This is a genomic window from Clostridium nitrophenolicum (assembly GCF_055391695.1).
Genome location: NZ_AP042469.1, coordinates 4166773 through 4187289 on the forward strand (window position 1 = coordinate 4166773; position 20517 = coordinate 4187289).

The window sequence follows — 20517 nt, forward strand, 5'->3', positions numbered from 1 at the left end:
TCACAAATCAAATGGTATTATAAAGTTCATACATTCCTTTTTAATTATTATTGTCAAAAACAAGCAAGATTATTGTGCCAACAATTTAGACTTTTTGAAATATTTAGAATTATTTCTTATTCTTTAATTATAATAACATAATAGCAAGTACATTTCAACAGTAATTTTGTAATATTCGACATATTTATTAATATTTTTTGATATATTTCCTTTATCCTTTATTATTGTTAACATTTTTGATGTCATTTACAGAATTATTTATATTTTCTCCCTCTACTTTGTATTCTACATTCTTGCACTCAGAATTTGTGCATTCCAAGTAATTTCCTTTAGACTTGCTATATTTTTTTACCATCATACTACCGCAAACTGAACACTTTTCTGCTGCTGGTTCAAACCAACTTACAAAGTCACAATCTGGATAATTGCTACATCCATAAAACTTTCTTCCTTTTTTACTCTTTTTTACTAATATCTTTCCAACGCACTTTGGACATTTAACTTCTAATTCTTCTACTAATGGCTTTGTATTTTTACAGTCAGGATAACCTGGGCATGCAAGAAAGTCACCAAATCTTCCGTGTTTAATAACCATATTTCTTCCACACTTCTCACACTCTATATCTGTAACCTTATCTTCTATTGTTATCTTAGCTACTTCTCTTTCTGCTATATCTATTGCATCTTTTAAAGGTGTAAAAAATTGCCCTACAATTTCATTCCAATTTGCATTTCCGTCTTCTACATTATCTAATTTTTCTTCCATTTCAGCTGTAAACTCAAGATCAACTATCTGTTTAAAATACTCACTGACTATGTTATTTACTATATCTCCAAGTTCTGTTGGCTTTAAAGTTTTCTTTTCTCTTTCAACATACTTTCTTTCTAATAATGTAGATATAATAGGTGCATACGTACTTGGTCTTCCTATGCCATTTTCCTCCAATGTCTTAACAAGACTTGCCTCCGAAAACCTAGCAGGTGGTTGAGTAAAATGTTGTTTTCCATCTATAGATTTTTTTATAAGCTTTTCGTCTTCGCTTAGCTCAGGTAAATTGATGTCCTCTTTTTCCTCATCAGTTGAGTATTCATACACCTTCATAAAGCCATCAAATTTAACTATAGATCCACTAGCCTTAAGACCATAATCCCCATTAGCTATGTTTATTGATGTAACATCCATTATGCATGAAGACATTTGGCTTGCAACAAATCTATTCCAAATTAAAGAATATAATTTATACTGTTCATCCTTTAAGCTCGCTTTGGCAATTTCAGGAGTAATCTCCACATGAGTTGGTCTTATAGCTTCATGAGCATCTTGAGCATTTTTTTTGCCTTTATAGTTTCTTGTTTCTTTAGGAACATATCCATCTCCATATTGATTTATTATAAAGTTTTTGCAAGACTCTTGCGCTTCTGTGGATATTCTTACAGAGTCCGTTCTCATATATGTGATAAGACCCACTGTTCCAAATCCTTTTATATCTATACCTTCATATAGTTGTTGTGCAATTGACATAGTTCGTTTTGTTGCAAAATTCATTTTCTTATAAGCATCTTGTTGTAGAGTACTTGTAGTAAAAGGTGGTAAAGGATTTTTATTTTTAGAAGTCCTTTTAATGCTCTTTACTATAAATTCCCCATTTTCTAGTTCTTTTATTATTTTATCTACTTCTTCTTTATTGCTAATTTCAATTTTTTTCTTACCTAAGGTAGTAAGTCTAACATTAAAAGTTTTTTTAGAATCTCCCTTATGAAGTGCACATTCAACTGTCCAATACTCTTTAGGTATAAAGTCTAATATTTCTTTTTCCCTATCACATATCATTCTTAATGCAACGGATTGAACTCTTCCTGCACTTAGCCCCCATTTTACTTTTCTCCAAAGTATAGGACTAATTTTATAACCAACTAGTCTGTCTAAAACTCTTCTAGCTTGTTGAGCATTTACTAAATTAACGTTTATTTCTCTTGGCTCTTTTATAGCACTTTTTATTGCATTTTTAGTGATTTCATGAAATTCTATTCTACATTTTTCTTGTTCGTTTAGCTTAAGTATATGTGCTAAATGCCACGAAATCGCTTCTCCTTCCCTATCAGGGTCCGTTGCCAAGTATACTTTTTCACTTTTCTTAGCTTCTTTTTTTAATTTATCTAATAATTCTCCCTTACCTCTTATAGTTATATATTTAGGATTGTATTCATTATCTATATCAACTCCTAATTGACTTTTAGGAAGATCTCTTACATGTCCCATAGATGCTTCTACTACGTAATTCTTACCTAAATATTTTCCTATGGTTTTTGCCTTTGCTGGTGATTCAACTATAACTAATTTTTGTCCCATTTTGTACTCCGGTAAATAATAAGTTTCACCGAAGTGTTTGCACCCCCTTATTTTGAACTAGTTGCACTATTATATATTTTCTTTATATTTACTAAATACTATTCTTTATTTAAACAAATATACCTTATTTTATACCATAGCCAATAATACTAACGTTTACGTCTTATCCATATATGATATAATCTTCACTAAGCTTTTAGATACATTTGCTGAGCAAAAGTAATATAACTAAATTTAAGCTTTAATCTACATATTAAGTTAATCAAATCTTACTTTCTACTTTTACATAATAGTTTCCTGGAAGACATAATATTTCATCTTCAAGCTGCAATTCAAATAATACCTCATATAATTGTTTTATGTCAATATTTGTTCTTTTAAATATATCATCTACATGTATAGGTTCATTAGTTAAAATATTATAAATTTGTCTTTGCAAGCCGCTTTTTTTCAAGGTATTCGTCTTATTATTTGCTCTATACTGAATATTTAAAATTTGAAATAAATCTTCAAAATTTGTAAAAGGATACGCTCCATCTCTAATTAGTTTATTAGTTCCTTTGCTTACCTCTGAAAAAACGGAACCAGGTACTGCTACTATATCTTTTCCTTGTTCCAGTGCCAATCCTGCTGTAATTAAAGAACCACTTTTTTCCGCTGCTTCTACAACAATTATTAAGTCACTTAACCCACTAATAATCCTATTTCTTATAGGGAAATTACGACTAAGAGGCATTGTTCCTGGTAGAAATTCCGAAATTACACATCCATTTTCCAATATATCTCCATATAACTTCTTATTTTCCCTAGGATATACTACATCAACGCCTGAGCCTAATACTGCGCAAGTGTAACCTTTGTTTTCCACTGAAGCTCTATGTGCACAAGCATCAATTCCTCTTGCCATTCCACTTATAATATTTATATTATAAGCAGAAATCTCCTTACTTATAATAGCTGCTGCATTTCTACCATAAATACTACAATTTCTCGCCCCTATAATTCCTACACTTAAATTTTTATTAAGTCTTTCTATGTTACCTTTATAAAATAATACTGCAGGTGCATCTATTTGATTTTTTAATTTATTTGGATATTTATTATTATAAAAATTTATACTTTCAATACCTTTATCTTTAATTACTTTTAGCAAATCTTCTAATGAGCTTTTATTCCATGCTTTTTTTAAATAATATTTAACCTTTTCATGCTCCATGCTTATATCTATATTTTTTCCCTCATAATTGCTATAGTACCATATTTCTTCTAAACTATTAAAATTCTTAATTAAACTTAACTTAATTCTATTTGATAAATTTACTGAGCAAAACCATAAATCATATATGTCCATTTTTTCTCCTTTCTTGAATATGTTATACCATACATATTCAGAAACAATAAGTCAGTATGCCAAATTTACGACCTACTGCATCAATAAAACCACTGATAGTAAACTATCACCAAACTCTATTTACTTCTCAGTCGCAAAGTATGCTATAACTTTTGATTTGTTATCTTTCAGATCCTTAAAATTCTTGTCAGAATTCCCTACTTTTATTCAATTTATTTTATAGATTAAATATACAAAAGCAAATATTGTAGTTTTATATTTATTTCTATGTTATATTATTATTTGTTTATTAAAATCAACTTATAGATTTGCAATATTTACTACATGAAGGGAGATTTGATTGTGGAAAAAATAGTTATACTAGGTACTGGATCTGCTATGGTTACCAAATGTTACAATACATGTTTTACCCTATCTAATGGAGATGAACACTTTCTTGTAGATACAGGCGGCGGAAACACCATACTTTCAAACTTAGAAAAGGCTGATGTACCCATTAATAAGATTCACAATGTTTTTATATCTCACAGCCATAATGATCACATCACCGGAATAGTATGGATAATAAGAGCTGCTGCTCAACAGATATTAAATGGTAATTATGAAGGTAATTTATATATTTACTGTCATAAAGAAGTGATCAGTATAATTAGAACAATAAGTAACTTGCTGCTTCAAAAAAAGTTTACTCAATATATCGATAATAGGATATTTTTTGAAGAAATTTCGGATAATTGTTCTAGAAAAATAATAGATTGGAACATAAAATTCTTTGATATTAAGAGTACTAAACAGCTTCAATTTGGCTTTACTACAAATTTAATTAATGGAAAAACTCTTACTTTTTTAGGTGATGAACCTTATAATGATAAATTGTATAACTACAGCTATGGTGTAGATTATCTTATCCATGAAGCTTTTTGTTTATACTCACAGAAAGAACTATTTAAACCTTATGAAAAGTTTCATTCTACAGTAAAGGATGCTTGTGAAAATGCATCAAAATTAAATGTAAAGAATATAGTTTTAATTCACACTGAAGATAAAAACTTGCCAAAACGAAAAGAGCTTTACTCTGAGGAAGGCAGGAAATTTTTTGATGGAAACATAATCATACCAAATGATCTAGAAACATTATATCTTTAGTTTTGAAAGGATGATTTGTAATGGATAAGCTGTTATTTGGAATATCTGGTATTCCAATTGGAGATGGTTCACAAAAATTTAATTATATTTCTGCTATTAGTTATTTAAAATCTATAGGCCTTGACGCAATGGAGCTTCCATTTGTACGATCAGTTAACGTTACTGAAAAAAATAAAGATTTGATATTAGCTGCAAAATTAAAAAATGACTTCTATCTTTCAGCTCATGGTTCATATTATATCAACTTAAATGCTGACGAAGAAGACAAGCAATCACAATCTATGGAAAGAATACTTAAAGGTACAGATGGTCTTTTAAAGGTTGGTGGGAAAAGTCTAATTTTCCATGCTGGTTATTATTTAAAAGACTCTAAAGAAGAAACTTACAATACTATAAAGGAAAACCTACTTAAACTTCCTTATAATGGAGTTGACTATAGATTAGAAACTACAGGAAAAGGAACTCAGTTTGGAAGTCTTGAAGAGCTAGTTTCTATTTGCAAAGAAGTACCTAGTTGTAAATTATGCATAGACTTCTCTCATATACATGCAAGATATAATGGAAGCTTAAAAAGCTATAATGATTTTGCTGAAATCCTAAATTACATACAACAGGAGTTAGGAGAATCAGCATTAAAAGATTTACACATGCATATGTCTGGAATAAATTATAGTATAAAAGGAGAACGAAATCATCTTCCTTTTCTTGAAAGTGACTTTAACTTTTTTGATTGCTTAAAAGCTTTGAAAGATTTTGATGTAAAAGGATGTATAATATGTGAAAGTCCTGTACTTGAAAAAGATGCACTTTTATTAAAAGAAACTTATAAAAAATTATGGTAGATTCTTTTAACATTTAAAAAAACTTATCAAAATATTCATAGAAATATAATATACTTTTATCTTATTAAAAATTGTATTTCCTATTAAGTTAAAAAATTATTTAGGCACAGTTCATTGGTGACTGTGCTTAAATAATCTTTTCATTTAAAAATCTTCTATACTGAAGTGCTTCTATTATATCCATTTCTTGTATAGATTCTCTTCCATTTAAATCAGCAATAGTTCTAGATACTTTTAATATTCTACTGTATGCTCTAGTACTTAAGTTATACCTATTATAAATTTTTTCTATAATTTTATTGGTTTTACTATTTATCTTACAGTACTTCTTTATAAGTCTACTGTCCATTTGTGAATTACAATATATTTTTTCATTTTTAAACCTATTTTTTTGTATCTTCCTAGCTTTTTCAACTCTTAATCGGATATTTTTTGATGATTCCGCTGTACCTTTAGATTTAGCTTGAAGTTCCTCATAGGAAAGAGTGTTTACAAATGTAAATAAATCTATTCTATCTAGCAGTGGACCTGATAACTTACTTATATATCTTCTTCTTTCGTATTCACTACAGGTGCACTGTTTCATAGAACCATAAAAGCCGCACTGACATGGATTAGTAGAAATAACCGCCATAAAATTGCTTGGATAGGTCACCGCTCCAGTCATCCTGCTTATTTTAATATTTCTATCTTCCATAGGCTGTCTTAATACTTCTAAAACGCTTTTTTTGAATTCTAAAACCTCATCTAAAAACAGTACACCATTTTGTGCTAAAGATACCTCTCCTGGCATTAAATTTCTTCCGCCACCTACTAGAGCAGTGGTGGTAGTAGTGTGATGAGGGTTTCTAAAAGGCCTTTCGTAAATAAGTCCTTTATTTTTTTCTAAATTTCCAGATACACTATAGATTTTAGTTACCTCTAAAGCCTCATCGTAGCTTAAAGGAGGTAAAATAGTTGGTATTCTTTGCGCTATCATGGTTTTCCCGCTTCCTGGTGGCCCAATCATAGCTATATTATGGTTGCCTGCTGCTGCTACCTCTACAGCTCTTTTACAACTTTCTTGTCCTACTACATCCTCAAAATCCAATCTGTTCTCAATTTTATATTTTTGCTTTTTACAATAGTAGGGCATTAAATCTCTATATTTAATATATGAAACTACTTCTTTTAAATTTTCAAAAGGATATATTTTGGCTCCATTTATAATTGAAGATTCTTCAGCATTTTCCATGGGAATAATAAAATTGTTTATATTATTATTTTTGCTTTCTATTCCAATAGGCAATACTCCTTTAACTCCTTTAAGATCACCAGAAAGAGATAATTCTCCAATTATCAAGAAATCATTTGCATCATCAAAACTTATTTGCTCTGTAGCTATTAGTATTCCTATAGCAATAGGTAAATCAAATAATGATCCTACTTTTTTTACATCTGCCGGGGCAAGATTTATTATTATTCTATTTATAGGAAACTCAAAGCCAGAGTTTACTATAGCTGCCCTTACCCTTTCTTTTGATTCTTTAACAGACATATCTGCAAGTCCTACAATATTAAAACAGGGTAATCCTCTTTCAATGTCAACCTCTACAGAAACCATAACACCTTCTATTCCTGTAAAAGTAGCAGCTTTAATTTTTACTGCCATAATATCACCTCTGTTAAAGCTTTGACATTTAAAATAGTTTATATACATAAAATCCCACAAAGGCCCTATCATTATAAAAATGACCTATAATATAATTTTCCCTTGATACATATCGTATTTACAAATTAAATTAATATTGCTAAAATTAAAACATATTAGTATTTCGTACATCTGCAACAGATTTCTTGACTTCACATAGGATTTTAACCCCATTATGAAGCTTAAAAACCTTTACCTAATAGCACAACAGCGGCTCTTTCTCTTCATCCTATTAAGAAGGGGTATTAGATTCGGTAGCTATCAGATAAAATATCTAACCAAAAATATAGAACTTACATTTAAGGAAATTATTTACATATTGTGTTTAATTCATTAAAATATACATATAAGATAGTAATCTTAATGAAAGGAGAGAATTTATGCATTCTTTTAACAAGGATATAGGATCCCTGGGCGAAGAGATTGCTGAAACTTATTTAAGGCAAGTCGGATATACAGTTCTAGATAGAAACTTTAGATGTAAAATCGGTGAAATAGATATAATAGGAAAGGATGGAGATTATATATGTTTTATTGAGGTAAAAACTCGATATGGCTCCATATATGGAAGCCCCTGTGAAGCAGTAAATTATTCAAAACAAAGAAGAATTTATAAAACTGCTGAAGCTTATATAATGAGAAAAAAACTTTTTAAGTTTAACTTTAGATTTGATGTTATAGAAATCATATTAAATAATTCCAATAACACTCCGTCCATTAGGCTTATAAAAGATGCTTTCCAAATATAAGTTTCTTCTATGTTTATATAAGGCTAAACCAAGTAGGCTTAGCTTTAATTATAATATTGAGTATTAAGATTATATGAGCTGTTTTTAGAAATACCTTAACATTTATCTTACGTTAACGCAATGAATGACACTTTAAACTTAAAAGTGTCATTCTCTAATTATAAATTCTATATTATATTTCTTAAAAAGCTCATTCTATGTATTTTACATGTACCTAATTTTTTTATTGCCTGAATATGTTCTTCAGTTCCATATCCTGCATTATTCTCAAAACCATAGTGAGGATACATACCAGAATACTCCCTCATTAAATTATCTCTGTAGACTTTAGCTACTATAGAAGCAGCTGCTATACTAGCACTTCTAGCATCTCCTTTTATTATAAACTCATTATGTATGTTTAAGTTTTTAACGGCATATCCATCTGATAATACAATATCCGGAGAAACTTTCAACCCTAAAACCGCTCTCCTAAGCACTTCATTATTACACCATGCTATACCTTTATCATCGATTTCAGTACTATTTAAGACAGCTACGTTATAACTTACAGCCTTTTCTTTTATTATATTTGATAATGCTTCTCTATTTTTTGGTGAAAGCTTTTTTGAATCCTTTACTCCTAAAATCAAATCATTATCTTCTTTGTAATTTAATTTTAGAACCACAGCAGCCGCAGCTATTGGCCCTGCTAATGGCCCTCTGCCGACCTCATCTACACCAGCTACATATATATACTTTCCAAAGCTTTTGTCAAATTCATACATATCTTTCACTCTAGAAATTTCATTTTCATTTTTTTCAATAAATTTTCCTAGACTTTCAGCTAAACTTAATACATTTTTTCTTGTGTCCTTATTAAGACATTCTATGATTCTATATAACTTTTCTTTTCCAACTTCGGAATAGTTATTTTTAATATACGCCGTATAAGTCTTTATATTGTTAAAGTTTAGTTTGCCAGCATTCTCAAATAAATCTTCTTCCATTTTACTAATTTCAATTTCATTAGCTACATTTGTATTCATAATTAAGAACTCTCCATTTGCTAAATTAAACACTTGAAAAATTAAGGTCTCTCTAATGATATAGCTCCTAGCTTTCCGCCTCTAAACTCATCTAAAAGCATTACTGCTACTCTATTATAGTCTATTTGTCCACCAGATATAACCGCTCCTCTTTTTCTTCCTATACTATTCATATTTTCTAGAGGATCTTCACTTAGCTCATTAAGTTTATATCTAGTCATTAATCTATCAGCATAGTCAACTTGAAGCCTTCTAATGAGATTTAGAGCTAATTCTTCTATATCCATAATTTCGTCCTTAATAGCCCCTGTAAATGCTAGATTTAACTGAGTTTCTTCACTTTCTAATTTTGGCCATAGAATTCCTGGTGTGTCCATCAACTCAATTCCAATTTTTGTTTTGATCCACTGTCTACTTCTCGTAACTCCAGGTCTGTCACCTGTTTTAGCTATATTATTCTTAGCCATCTTATTAATAAAGGAAGACTTTCCTACATTTGGAATACCTACAACCATCACTCTATCAATTATATTTACAATTCCCTTTGCCTTCATTCTTTCATGTTTTTCTTTTAGAAGGTCGTTTAAAAGTGGTTTAATACCTTTTAATCCCTCTCCTGTAATACAATTTACCCCTGAAACTCTTATATTTTCATTTGAAAGGCTTTTGATCCACTCTTTAGTGATAGAACCTTCGCTTAGATCGCTTTTATTTAATAGTATTATTCTCGGTTTATTTCCACATATATCATCTACATCTGGATTCTTACTTGATTTAACTATCCTGGCATCTCTAATTTCTATTACCGCATCTACCAGTTTTAAGTTTTCTTTTATTTCCCTTCTAGTCTTCGCCATATGTCCCGGGAACCAATTTATAGCCATTTTATTCTTCCTTTCTAACCTCTTAAAGTTTTCACTTTTCAACTCTATATAGAGTTATACCTCTAGTACTTAACTTAATTACAAGTAGAATTATAATTAAGTTAAATATTTAGATTGAATATCCATAGCAAATCCAAAGTATAAAGGCTCATTTAAAGCCAATCCTCCGAATCTGCTAAATGGATATATTCTCAGTGCAGCTCTGCCAACAACCATTTTATAGTCAACAAAGCCTACATCTGGGTATCTACTATCTCTACTATTATTTCTATTATCTCCTAATACAAATACCGTATTCTGAGGAACTGTAACCTCACTAAAATCACGCATGTTTTGCTCAAGTATATATGGCTCATCTTTAGGTTTGTCATTTATGTACAACTTATTATTTTCAATTTTGACTCTATCTCCGCCTACTGCTACCACTCTTTTAATAAATTTTTCTTTAGGGTCTGCAGGATACTTTATTACAACTATATCTCCTGGCTTTGGAGCCTTAAAGTAATATGTTACCTTTTCTACAATAAGCCTATCCTTATTATTTAAAGTAGGATCCATTGAATGACCATCGACACTTACAGTTTCAAATACAAATGTTATAATCAAAAAAGCTGCTATTATAGCTATAACTATAGACTTTCCGAGTTCAATTAATTCCTTTACCATAACCATACACCACCTTAATATACAAAAAAGGGACTTTATTAAGCCCCGTTTTTATTTCAATATTTCTTTTACTTTAATATTTCTTTTACTTTTGCTGCCTTACCAACTCTGCTTCTTAAGTAGAATAGCTTAGCTCTTCTTACTTTACCTCTTCTTACTACTTCTATTTTTTCAACTGAAGGAGAGTTAACTGGGAAAGTTTTTTCAACTCCAACATTGTAAGCTACTCTTCTTACTGTGAAAGTTTCTCTTAATCCACCATTTTGTCTCTTAAGAACTATTCCTTCGAAGATCTGTACTCTTTCTTTGTTTCCTTCTTTGATTCTTATATGAACCTTTACAGTATCTCCTACGTTGAATGCTGGTAAATCATTTCTAATTTGTTCTGCTTCGATTTGTCTTATTATTTCTAACATTGTGCATTACCTCCTAAATAATATTCGACGTTCTTGCCCAGCTGTTAAGCAAGCAGAGGACCGCCTGTGTAGCACAAAATTCATTTTATCACACAGCAATTTATTTTTCAATATAAAATTTAATTTTTTCCCAATGAATTTTAAAAAAATACATTAATAGTAAAAACTTGTTTAATTATAATACTTTATTTTGACATTTAAACAATAATTTTTTATCTTCCTCTGATAACTTTAACTTCTTAAATAAATCTGGTCTTTTTTCCTTAGTTATTAAAAGTGATTGAAGACGTCTCCACTTTCTTATATTTTCATGATGTCCAGATAGTAAAATCTCTGGAACACTTTCCCCCTCAAAACACTCCGGTCTTGTATACTGTGGATATTCAAGTAATCCACTATAAAAAGACTCCTCTGTATAGCTTTCACTACTGGATAGAACTCCTGGTATAATTCTACAGATACTATCTACTATAGGTATACAGGCCATTTCTCCGCCAGTAAGCACAAAATCACCTAAAGATATTTCCATATCTATATATTTATATGTTCTTTCATCAATTCCCTCATAATGCCCACAAATAAATATCAATTCGCTTTCTTTAGCAAGTTCCTTGGCCATATTCTGATTAAAAGTTACTCCTCTTGGACCTAAAAAAATAACCTTACCTTTATTATTGTTCTTTACAGCTTTTATACAATCTGCTATAGGCTGAGAAGCCATAACCATACCAGCTCCTCCGCCATAAGGGTAGTCATCAACTTTTTTATGTTTATTAGTTGTGTAATCTCTAATGTTAACTGCATTTACCTCTACAATACCCTTTTCTTTAGCCTTACCTATTATACTGTGGTTAAATACTTGAAACATTTCAGGAAATAGCGTTAATATGTCTATTTTTACTGCCATGTTTCTACCGGTTTTATTGTTATTTTTTGATTTTCTACATCTATATTAACCACAATCTCTTTTAAAACAGGAATTAATAGTTCTTTTCCTTCTTTTATCCAATATACATCATTATTTTTTGTATGTATTACGTCGTAGATTTTCCCATAATCCACACCATTTTCATCTACTACTGTGCATCCAATTATATCTGTGACAAAATATCTTCCTTCAGGTAGTTTAACAGCATCTTCTCTTGATACTTCTATATATTTCTCCTTATATTTAACAGCATCCTCTATAGAATCTATCCCTTCAATTTTTAATATAACCTTATCCACTTGAAGCTTGCACCAAACTACCTGTCTCTCTATCTCATTTATGTATACTTTTTTCAACTTTCTAAATCTCTTTATATCATCAGTTAGAGGATATACTTTTAATTCTCCATTCAATCCATGAGTATTTATTATTTGTCCAACAGTTATAAACTGTTTCATAGAATCCTTTCCTCCTTTTAGTCGGAACACTGGGTAATTTTGCTCGTTTCCACCAGCAAAATTACCCGTTAAAGTCCATTTAGGACTTTAACCTCCTAATCTATTTATTTAAAACTATTAATACTTTCACATCTAATTTTAAACTATAGTCATATATTGCTGATTTCTATTTATATTATACATATATATTTGCTTGTTATCTTTAATTTATATTTATCTAAATATAATAAAAGAGTTAGGTGCACCTAACTCTTTATATTATCTCAACAACAACTCTTTTATTTTCTTTTATAGCTGCTGCTTTAACAACAGTTCTTATAGCTTTAGCTATTCTTCCCTGTTTTCCAATTACTTTTCCCATATCATCTGGTGCAACTTTAAGTTCAAGAATTATTGATTGCTCACCAGCAATTTCATTAACCTGAACCATTTCTGGGTTATCAACTAATGACTTAGCTATAATTTCAACTAATTCTCTCATTTAATACCCCTCCAGTTACTACTTATTTAATCCAGCTCTTACGAAAAGCTTTTTAACGATCTCAGTTGGTTGAGCACCATTCTTTAACCACTGTGCAGCTTTTTCTTCATCTACTTTTATAGTAGCTGGTTCAGTTATTGGATTGTAATAACCTATTTCTTCTACAAATCTACCATCTCTTGGAGATCTTGAATCTGCTACAACTATTCTGTAAAATGGAGCTTTTTTAGCACCCATTCTTCTTAATCTTATCTTTACTGCCATTAATTTCACCTCCTTTTAAGGATATATAAATCTATCTTTTTTAAATTAACTTATTTATTTCAACCTTTAGAAAGGCATTTTACCAAAGAGACCCTTTTTAAATCCTTTTTGCATTCCCTTCATTTGCTTCATCATCTTCTTCATATTTTCGAAGTCTTTTAGAAGCTTATTAACTTGTTGTATAGTAGTACCTGAACCTGCTGCTATTCTCTTTTTTCTTGAAGGAGAACTACTTACTAAAGAAGGATTTCTTCTTTCCTTTATAGTCATTGAATTGATTATAGCTTCTATTTTTCCTAATTCCTTTTCACTTCCACTAAGGTCTACATTCTGAAGTTCCTTAGTATTTACTCCTGGCATCATCTCAATTAACTTATTTAAAGGTCCTAACTTTTTCATTTGCTGCATTGAAGATAGGAAATCCTCTAGATTAAATTCTTGACTCATCATACGATTTCCTAATTTTTTAGCTTCTTCCTCATCTATAGACTGTTGAGCTTTCTCTATAAGTGATAATACATCACCCATTCCTAATATTCTAGATGCCATTCTATCTGGATGGAACACCTCGAAATCACTCATTTTTTCTCCAACACCTATAAACTTAATAGGTTTTCCAGTCATAGCTTTTATTGATAGTGCAGCTCCACCTCTTGTATCTCCATCTAGTTTTGTCAGTATTACACCAGTCAAGTCTAACTGCTCATTAAAACTATTAGCAACATTTACTGCATCTTGTCCTGTCATGGAGTCAACAACTAATAATATTTCATCAGGATTCATATTTTCTTTTACATCTTTTAATTCATTCATTAATTCTTCATCTATATGAAGTCTACCTGCTGTATCAATTATAACAACATTTAAGCTATTATTTTTCGCATATTCTAATGCACCTTTTGATATATCTACTGGAGTAACTTTATCTCCCATAGTAAATACTGGCACATCTATTTGTTTTCCTACTACCTGAAGCTGCTTTATAGCTGCAGGTCTATATATATCACAAGCTACGAGAAGTGGCTTTTTATTTTTCTTTCTAAGTTGAAGAGCAAGTTTTCCTGCCATAGTAGTTTTACCTGCACCTTGAAGCCCAACTAACATTATTATAGTTGTTCCGCTTGAAGAAAACTGGATACCACTTTCACTACTTCCCATTAAATCTTTAAGCTCTTCATTAACTATTTTTATAACATGTTGACCTGGAGTCAAACTTTGGAGAACTTCTTCTCCAAGGCACTTTTCGCTTACACTTTTTATAAAGTCTTTAACAACCTTATAATTAACGTCTGCTTCTAGAAGTGCTAGTTTTACTTCTCGCATAGCGTCTTTTATATCTTTTTCAGAAAGCTTACCTTTGCCTCTAAGTTTTTTTAAGGTTTCCTGAAGCTTAGAAGCCAACCCTTCAAAAGCCATGCTATTCCTCCTAAATATTATCAATTATATATTTTTTCATTTCATCTAATACTTTAGAATTCTCACTGTTTTTTGCATTTAATAAATCTATTGAATTTAAAAGAAATACCTTAACCTCTTCCATTTTTAGCTTTTGTTTCATCAATTCCAGCTTTTCCTCATACTGTAATAAAAGCTTATGACATCTTTTAATGATATCATGTACTGCCTGTCTGCTGGTATTTGTTATTTCAGATATCTCAGCTAAAGATAAGTCATCATTATAATACAGTTCCATTATATCTTTTTGTTTCTCTGTTAAAAGCTCGCCATACAAATCTAATAGTATAGAGAGTTGAATTCTTTCTTCCATGAAGCACTATGCAATCATATAAATTGCACTCTCACTCCTTTAAATTTATTAAAACATTTAATGAAACTCCTCTTCGCAAACTCTGAGGAGTAAGCGATTCACACAAAATCAAAGATTTTGGTTCTCTGCTTATGTAATGTTTTACTCAACGAATTATATAATATCAAAGATTATAAATACTGTCAAGTAATTTTACTTAACACATTAAAAATATTTTAAATACAGTGTTACAGCTTTTTAGTCTAGAATAAAGCTTCGGCAAATTCCTTTGGATTGAATTCTTGTAAATCCTCTATACTTTCCCCTACACCTACTAATTTAACAGGTATATTTAAACTGTGCTTTATGGATATTACAATTCCACCTTTTGCTGTTCCATCAAGCTTTGTAAGAACTATACCATCAATAGGACATACCTCCATAAACTGTCTTGCTTGTTGAACTGCATTTTGACCAGTTGTGGCATCTAATACTAGTAGAGTTTGCTTATCAGCTTCACCAAACTCCCTGTCAATTATTCTATTTATTTTTCCAAGTTCATCCATAAGATTTTTCTTGTTGTGTAATCTTCCAGCTGTGTCACAAATAAGTACATCGGTTTTTCTTGCTTTAGCCGCCTGTACTGCATCAAAAACCACTGCTGCAGGGTCTGAGCCTTCTTGATGCTTTATAATATCCACGCCTGCCCTTTTACTCCAAACTTCAAGTTGATCTATAGCCGCAGCTCTAAATGTATCTGCTGCTGCCATTAATACTTTATATCCACCATCTTTTAGTTTTGAAGATATTTTCCCAATAGAAGTAGTTTTGCCAACGCCATTTACCCCAATAACAAGAACAACTGCTGGAGTCTTATCTGGTCTTATAGTTCCATTTTCTTCTCCTAGTATATCTATAATGACTTCCTTTAGGTAATCTTTAACAAGAGCCGGGTCTTTAACTTTATTCTCTCTTATTTTTTCTTTTAGTTTTTCTATAATATGAAGACTTGTTTCAACACCTATATCTGCTGTAATAAGTATCTCCTCTAATTCTTCATATAAGTCTTCGTCTATGGTCATAGCCCCACTTAGCATGTCAGTTATCTTTTCTGTGAGATTATTTTTTGTCTTTGAGAGACCATCTTTTAATTTTTCAAAAAATCCACCAAACATTTTATATGCCTCCTTATCTGCTGTTAAATTTTCTTATTTGCAATTGATATAAAGTTTAAATCTAATTTTTTATATATGAATGTTCCTTATTTAAGATGCTTCTTTGCTTAGATCCACAGAAACTATCTTCGATATACCTTTTTCCTCCATAGTAACTCCGTACAGCGCATCACTTGCTTCCATTGTTCCTTTTCTATGGGTAATTACAATAAACTGAATGTTTTCTGAGAATTTCTTTAAAAATTCTGCATATCTTGCTACGTTCGCATCGTCTAATGCTGCCTCTATTTCATCTAGTATACAAAATGGAGTTGGTTTCATCTTTAATATAGCAAAAAGTAGAGCTATGGCTGAAAGTCCTTTTTCTCCACCAGACATCAAGTTAATATTTTGAAGCTTCTTTCCAGGAGGCTGAACTGTTATATCAATATTACCTGTGAGTTCATCTCCATCTGTTAGTATTAGATCTGCACTTCCTCCTTTAAAAAGCTCCTTAAATGTTTCATTAAAATTCTCTCTAAGCTTGTTAAAGTTCTCGTTGAATACCACTTTCATCTTATCAGTCATCTCATTTATTACTCCAGCAAGTTCTTCCTTAGCTCTTATTAAGTCCTCTCTTTGAGTAGTCATGAAATTTACTTTTTCAGTTAATTCTCTATATTCATCAATAGCTCCTACGTTAACTGTACCTAAAGCTGATATACTATTTTTCAAGGCAGTAATTTCTTTTTTAAACTCTTCCATATTTTCTATGTCTTTTTTGTATTCTAGAGCTTCTGCATAAGTAATTTCAAGTTCATCATTTAGTTTTGAATACAAAGATTCCTTTTCAGCTGTTAACTTTGTAAGGAAAAGCTGCATCTTATGTAATTCATCTTCTTTCTTGTTAATAACTAAACTCAAACTTTCCATATTATCAGTATCTAATTTAATCTTTTCTTTAATTCTTATAATCTCTATATCTTGCTCTTTAATTTTTTCTTCTAACTCTAAGATGTAATTCTCAATATTTTTTACTTTTTCTTTATTATGTTCAATTTGACTTTTACACCTATTTATACTCTCTTCTGACTTTTTATTTTCATCTTCTATAAGTTTCTTTTTTTGACTTAGCTCAGTTATATCTAATAATAATTTATCTAATATTATTGCTTTATTTGAAACACTTTCATCTATCTGAGCTTTTTTTATTTTTAAATGTGTGAGACTTTCCTTAGAACTATCGATTTCTTTAACCTTATCCTTTAGTTCTTCCTCAATCTCAGCAATCAAGTTATCATTCTCAACTTGATTATTAGTTGCAATCTCTAATTCTTTTTCTTTTACGGATAGTTCTTCTGCATTTTCCTTTAGTTTTTCATTTAGCAGCTCTATTTCTCTATTAGATACTACTAAATTTTCTTTTAGTTTACTGCTTTCGTTATCAACAGTATTAATTTTTCCTTTTAATTTAGTAACTTCGATGTTTTGAAAGTAAGTCTGATCCTTTAAATTTAAATTTTCCTCATCTAAAGCTTTAATATTTTTTCTATAATTTTGTATTTGAGAACTTAAAGCAATGATTTTTTCTTCGGTATCCTTTACTTTTAACTTAATATCTTCGATTTCTCTCTTTCTACCAATTATATTTGCATTTTTACTATGTAAACTTCCTCCTGTCATTGAACCTCCAGGGTTAACAACTTCTCCAGATAGGGTAACTATCTTAAAACTATAATTACTTATTTTCGCTATATGAAGCGCACTATCCATATTACTACATATTATAGTTCTACCAAGTATATACTCTATTGCATTTGTAAAGGCTTTATCATAACTTATTAGCTCACTAGCAATTCCTATATATCCTTCTATGTTCTGTATAGCGTTTGCTATAGACACCTTTTTACCTTTAACAATAGTAAGCGGTAAAAAGGTAGCTCTACCAATATTATTTTCCTTTAGATATTTTATAAGACTTTTTGCTATTTCTTCATTTTTGGTTATTATATCAGATATTGCTCCACCTAGCGCTATTTCCACAGCTACTTCAAGTTCTTTTTTTACACTTATTACTTCACCTAAAACAAAACAACTATCTTTTCCTACAGATACCTTACCTTTGTTTACATCTCCCATCAATGTTTTTACTGATCTATTGTATCCTTCATATTGCTTATCTAAGTTTATAAGCATATTATGATTTGCTTCCAATCTACTATGGATATTATTCAATTCTCTAAGTTCTTTTTCTTTGTCAGATAACGTAGAATTTAATTTAGATATCTGCCCTGAATTAATTTTTATGTTATCTTGTAAATCATCTATTTTTTGTTTTATCTCTTCAATCTGTTCTAAAAGAACTTCTTTAGTTTTTGTATTAATCTTAATTGAGTGCAAATAGCTCTCACAAGAATTTTTTATATCCAGAGCTTTTTCTGTAATCATATCAATATCATTTTTTAGCATTAAAACATTATTCTTTAAGTTTGATATATTTCTAAGGTATTCTATCTGGTCATCTTTTAACCTCTTTACTAGGCTGGTTTTATCTGAAATAGAAGCATCTATTAAGGCTATATCTTTTTCGTATTTATATATCTGTTTATTTATATCTTCTTGATTATTTCTCAAAATACTTAATTCTTTATCTTGAATATTCTTATCAGATATTATATTAGCTAATTTATTTTCGATTTCGCTAATTTCCTTTGAGCTTTTTTGTATATAGTTATATAGATTTTCTAACCTTTCACCTAGTAGTTTGGTTTCCGACTCTACCTCTTGCTTCTTTGACTTGTTATCATAGTATTGTTTTTTATCATTTGAACTCTTTAGGTCTATAGCCTCAAGCTTTTCATTCCAGCTGTTAATCATATTTTTAAATTCGGTAAGTTTTATGTTTAATTCTTCTGTACTTGTATTCATTCCATTAATGGAATCTTCAGCAGAATTTATCTTTTCTTGAGCCTTTCCTATTGAGTGGACAATTATATTTACTTCCTTATTTTTGAGCTCTTCCGATAACTTTATAAACTTTTTAGCCTTTTCATTTTCTATACGTAAAGGTTCTAATCTTTCCTCATAAGTACCTAGAATATCATCTATTCTAACAAGATTACTTTCTGTATTCCCTAGTTTTTTTTCTGCTTCTTCCTTTCTCCACTTAAACTTAACTATTCCCGCAGCTTCCTCTAAAAGACTTCTTCTCTCCTCAGGTCTTCCACTTAATACAGCTTCAATTTTCCCCTGACCTATTATTGAATATCCTTCCTTACCTATTCCAGTATCCATAAAAAGTTCATTGATATCCTTTAATCTACATTGAGTATTATTAATGTAATACTCACTTTCTCCGGAACGATAAAGCCTTCTAGATATAGTAACATCCGTATAGTCAAGTGCTAGATTCTTATCCTCGTTGTCTAATGTGAGAGAAACCTGACAAAGTCCTACAGACTTTCTAAATTGAGTTCCTGCAAAAATAACATCCTCCATCTTGCCGCCTCTAAGACTTTTTACACTTTGTTCTCCGAGAACCCACCTTACTGCATCAGAAATATTGCTTTTACCACTACCATTTGGGCCTACAATAGCTGTAACTCCATCTTTAAACATTAGTTCAGTTTTATCTGCAAAGGATTTAAAACCCCTTATCTCTATAGATTTTAAATACATAAATAGTACACTCCTTATCTCCCAAGTAGCATCGGAAGCAAGCTAACTATAAACATAAGCGCCACTATGTACACCAACGCTTTTCTCATATTTTCTCTTGTCTTTTTCTTCACACTATAACACTCCTTTTTAATTTGTATTATGCATGTATTATAGAATTTACTTTATATAGTTTATATTATATTAATTAAAATATCAATTATAAAGTGAAACTTACTTCAGATGAGGGTTAAATGTCTAAATGACATTTAACCCTCATCTGAAGTTTAGTTGAACGAATCTAGGGACGTAGCCGCTCTTTAATCCCACCTTCAACTTGAAAAGGATGGGAGTATTAGAGCGGATAGTCATCGGATAAAATAAAAACCCTGTTCATCACAGGGTTTTTTTATTAAACAAAGCTATCTTGGTTCAACTATAAATTTTATTGCTGTTCTTTCTTCCCCTTCAATTGTTATTTCTGAAAAAGCAGGAACAACAACTAGATCTATACCATTCGGAGCAACAAACCCTCTTGTAATTGCTATTGCCTTTACCGCTTGGTTAACTGCCCCTGCACCTACTGCTTGAACCTCTGCTGATGAGTTATCCCTCAATACTGCAGCTAAAGCTCCTGCTACTGATTTTGGCTGTGATTGAGCTGATACTTTTAATACTTCCATGTATAATTCCTCCCTACAAATAT

The 20517-nt window shown here is 30.5% G+C and carries 19 protein-coding genes; 3 read left to right on the top strand and 16 right to left on the bottom strand.

Annotated features, from left to right (window positions below):
- Nucleotides 1-211 precede the first annotated feature (211 nt).
- Both topA and dprA read right to left on the bottom strand, forming a co-directional pair.
- On the bottom strand, nt 212-2350 hold the full coding sequence (gene topA, locus ACZ5N4_RS19710; protein WP_464204215.1) for a type I DNA topoisomerase: 2139 nt from the start codon (nt 2348-2350) through the stop codon (nt 212-214).
- Nucleotides 2351-2612: 262 nt separating this feature from the next.
- Nucleotides 2613-3701 (bottom strand): DNA-processing protein DprA, encoded by a 1089-nt coding sequence (gene dprA / locus ACZ5N4_RS19715; RefSeq protein ID WP_464204216.1) that lies wholly within the window; start codon nt 3699-3701, stop codon nt 2613-2615.
- Nucleotides 3702-4043: 342 nt separating this feature from the next.
- On the opposite strand from dprA, the gene ACZ5N4_RS19720 reads away from it, so the two are divergent.
- Nucleotides 4044-4847, top strand: coding sequence for an MBL fold metallo-hydrolase (locus ACZ5N4_RS19720; protein WP_464204217.1), 804 nt, complete (start codon nt 4044-4046; stop codon nt 4845-4847).
- A gap of 20 nt (nt 4848-4867) precedes the next feature.
- On the top strand, nt 4868-5689 hold the full coding sequence (locus tag ACZ5N4_RS19725; RefSeq protein ID WP_464204218.1) for a TIM barrel protein: 822 nt from the start codon (nt 4868-4870) through the stop codon (nt 5687-5689).
- A 127-nt stretch (nt 5690-5816) separates the two neighbouring features.
- Here ACZ5N4_RS19725 and ACZ5N4_RS19730 read toward each other — a convergent pair whose 3' ends face one another.
- Nucleotides 5817-7340, bottom strand: a complete 1524-nt coding sequence (locus ACZ5N4_RS19730) for a YifB family Mg chelatase-like AAA ATPase (protein WP_464204219.1) — start codon at nt 7338-7340, stop codon at nt 5817-5819.
- 419 nt (nt 7341-7759) lie between these two features.
- Here ACZ5N4_RS19730 and ACZ5N4_RS19735 point away from each other — a divergent pair, with 419 nt between their 5' ends.
- The gene (locus ACZ5N4_RS19735; protein ID WP_464204220.1) at nt 7760-8128 is read left to right on the top strand and encodes a YraN family protein; all 369 of its coding nucleotides are present in this window, start codon (nt 7760-7762) and stop codon (nt 8126-8128) included.
- 167 nt (nt 8129-8295) lie between these two features.
- Here ACZ5N4_RS19735 and ACZ5N4_RS19740 read toward each other — a convergent pair whose 3' ends face one another.
- The 13 genes from ACZ5N4_RS19740 to ACZ5N4_RS19800 all read right to left on the bottom strand — a co-directional run bounded on the left by ACZ5N4_RS19740 (nt 8296) and on the right by ACZ5N4_RS19800 (nt 20494).
- Nucleotides 8296-9156, bottom strand: a complete 861-nt coding sequence (locus ACZ5N4_RS19740) for a ribonuclease HII (protein ID WP_464204221.1) — start codon at nt 9154-9156, stop codon at nt 8296-8298.
- 41 nt (nt 9157-9197) lie between these two features.
- On the bottom strand, nt 9198-10040 hold the full coding sequence (gene ylqF, locus ACZ5N4_RS19745) for a ribosome biogenesis GTPase YlqF (RefSeq protein ID WP_464204222.1): 843 nt from the start codon (nt 10038-10040) through the stop codon (nt 9198-9200).
- Between the two features lie 96 nt (nt 10041-10136).
- Complete coding sequence (lepB, locus tag ACZ5N4_RS19750) at nt 10137-10706, bottom strand: signal peptidase I (protein WP_211144387.1); 570 nt, start codon at nt 10704-10706, stop codon at nt 10137-10139.
- Nucleotides 10707-10774: 68 nt separating this feature from the next.
- Nucleotides 10775-11122, bottom strand: coding sequence for a 50S ribosomal protein L19 (gene rplS / locus ACZ5N4_RS19755; RefSeq protein WP_211144388.1), 348 nt, complete (start codon nt 11120-11122; stop codon nt 10775-10777).
- Between the two features lie 175 nt (nt 11123-11297).
- Entirely contained in the window at nt 11298-12029 is a 732-nt protein-coding gene (gene trmD / locus ACZ5N4_RS19760; protein WP_211144389.1) for a tRNA (guanosine(37)-N1)-methyltransferase TrmD, read from the bottom strand.
- On the bottom strand, nt 12020-12508 hold the full coding sequence (rimM, locus tag ACZ5N4_RS19765) for a ribosome maturation factor RimM (RefSeq protein WP_178910770.1): 489 nt from the start codon (nt 12506-12508) through the stop codon (nt 12020-12022). The genes trmD and rimM overlap by 10 nt, the downstream gene beginning before the upstream one ends.
- 253 nt (nt 12509-12761) lie before the next feature.
- Complete coding sequence (locus ACZ5N4_RS19770; protein ID WP_178910769.1) at nt 12762-12989, bottom strand: KH domain-containing protein; 228 nt, start codon at nt 12987-12989, stop codon at nt 12762-12764.
- A gap of 18 nt (nt 12990-13007) precedes the next feature.
- Entirely contained in the window at nt 13008-13253 is a 246-nt protein-coding gene (gene rpsP, locus ACZ5N4_RS19775) for a 30S ribosomal protein S16 (RefSeq protein ID WP_308039327.1), read from the bottom strand.
- Between the two features lie 66 nt (nt 13254-13319).
- Nucleotides 13320-14669: a signal recognition particle protein gene (gene ffh / locus ACZ5N4_RS19780; protein WP_464204223.1), complete on the bottom strand. Its 1350-nt coding sequence runs from the start codon at nt 14667-14669 to the stop codon at nt 13320-13322.
- Between the two features lie 10 nt (nt 14670-14679).
- The gene (locus ACZ5N4_RS19785; RefSeq protein WP_211144392.1) at nt 14680-15021 is read right to left on the bottom strand and encodes a putative DNA-binding protein; all 342 of its coding nucleotides are present in this window, start codon (nt 15019-15021) and stop codon (nt 14680-14682) included.
- 242 nt (nt 15022-15263) lie between these two features.
- The gene (gene ftsY / locus ACZ5N4_RS19790; protein WP_464204224.1) at nt 15264-16175 is read right to left on the bottom strand and encodes a signal recognition particle-docking protein FtsY; all 912 of its coding nucleotides are present in this window, start codon (nt 16173-16175) and stop codon (nt 15264-15266) included.
- Nucleotides 16176-16265: 90 nt separating this feature from the next.
- Nucleotides 16266-19832, bottom strand: coding sequence for a chromosome segregation protein SMC (gene smc / locus ACZ5N4_RS19795; protein WP_464204225.1), 3567 nt, complete (start codon nt 19830-19832; stop codon nt 16266-16268).
- Nucleotides 19833-20233: 401 nt separating this feature from the next.
- The gene (locus ACZ5N4_RS19800) at nt 20234-20494 is read right to left on the bottom strand and encodes a stage V sporulation protein S (protein ID WP_185648905.1); all 261 of its coding nucleotides are present in this window, start codon (nt 20492-20494) and stop codon (nt 20234-20236) included.
- Nucleotides 20495-20517 lie beyond the last annotated feature (23 nt).

Bases quoted from the DNA above. Each gene is read 5' to 3' on its own strand.
- topA (WP_464204215.1), bottom strand. From the start codon at position 2,350: ATGGGACAAAAATTAGTTATAGTTGAATCACCAGCAAAGGCAAAAACC.
- dprA (WP_464204216.1), bottom strand. From the start codon at position 3,701: ATGGACATATATGATTTATGGTTTTGCTCAGTAAATTTATCAAATAGA.
- ACZ5N4_RS19725 (WP_464204218.1), top strand. From the start codon at position 4,868: ATGGATAAGCTGTTATTTGGAATATCTGGTATTCCAATTGGAGATGGT.
- ACZ5N4_RS19730 (WP_464204219.1), bottom strand. From the start codon at position 7,340: ATGGCAGTAAAAATTAAAGCTGCTACTTTTACAGGAATAGAAGGTGTT.
- ACZ5N4_RS19735 (WP_464204220.1), top strand. From the start codon at position 7,760: ATGCATTCTTTTAACAAGGATATAGGATCCCTGGGCGAAGAGATTGCT.
- ACZ5N4_RS19740 (WP_464204221.1), bottom strand. From the start codon at position 9,156: ATGAATACAAATGTAGCTAATGAAATTGAAATTAGTAAAATGGAAGAA.
- ylqF (WP_464204222.1), bottom strand. From the start codon at position 10,040: ATGGCTATAAATTGGTTCCCGGGACATATGGCGAAGACTAGAAGGGAA.
- lepB (WP_211144387.1), bottom strand. From the start codon at position 10,706: ATGGTAAAGGAATTAATTGAACTCGGAAAGTCTATAGTTATAGCTATA.
- rplS (WP_211144388.1), bottom strand. From the start codon at position 11,122: ATGTTAGAAATAATAAGACAAATCGAAGCAGAACAAATTAGAAATGAT.
- trmD (WP_211144389.1), bottom strand. From the start codon at position 12,029: ATGGCAGTAAAAATAGACATATTAACGCTATTTCCTGAAATGTTTCAA.
- rimM (WP_178910770.1), bottom strand. From the start codon at position 12,508: ATGAAACAGTTTATAACTGTTGGACAAATAATAAATACTCATGGATTG.
- ACZ5N4_RS19770 (WP_178910769.1), bottom strand. From the start codon at position 12,989: ATGAGAGAATTAGTTGAAATTATAGCTAAGTCATTAGTTGATAACCCA.
- rpsP (WP_308039327.1), bottom strand. From the start codon at position 13,253: ATGGCAGTAAAGATAAGATTAAGAAGAATGGGTGCTAAAAAAGCTCCA.
- ffh (WP_464204223.1), bottom strand. From the start codon at position 14,669: ATGGCTTTTGAAGGGTTGGCTTCTAAGCTTCAGGAAACCTTAAAAAAA.
- ACZ5N4_RS19785 (WP_211144392.1), bottom strand. From the start codon at position 15,021: ATGGAAGAAAGAATTCAACTCTCTATACTATTAGATTTGTATGGCGAG.
- ftsY (WP_464204224.1), bottom strand. From the start codon at position 16,175: ATGTTTGGTGGATTTTTTGAAAAATTAAAAGATGGTCTCTCAAAGACA.
- smc (WP_464204225.1), bottom strand. From the start codon at position 19,832: ATGTATTTAAAATCTATAGAGATAAGGGGTTTTAAATCCTTTGCAGAT.
- ACZ5N4_RS19800 (WP_185648905.1), bottom strand. From the start codon at position 20,494: ATGGAAGTATTAAAAGTATCAGCTCAATCACAGCCAAAATCAGTAGCA.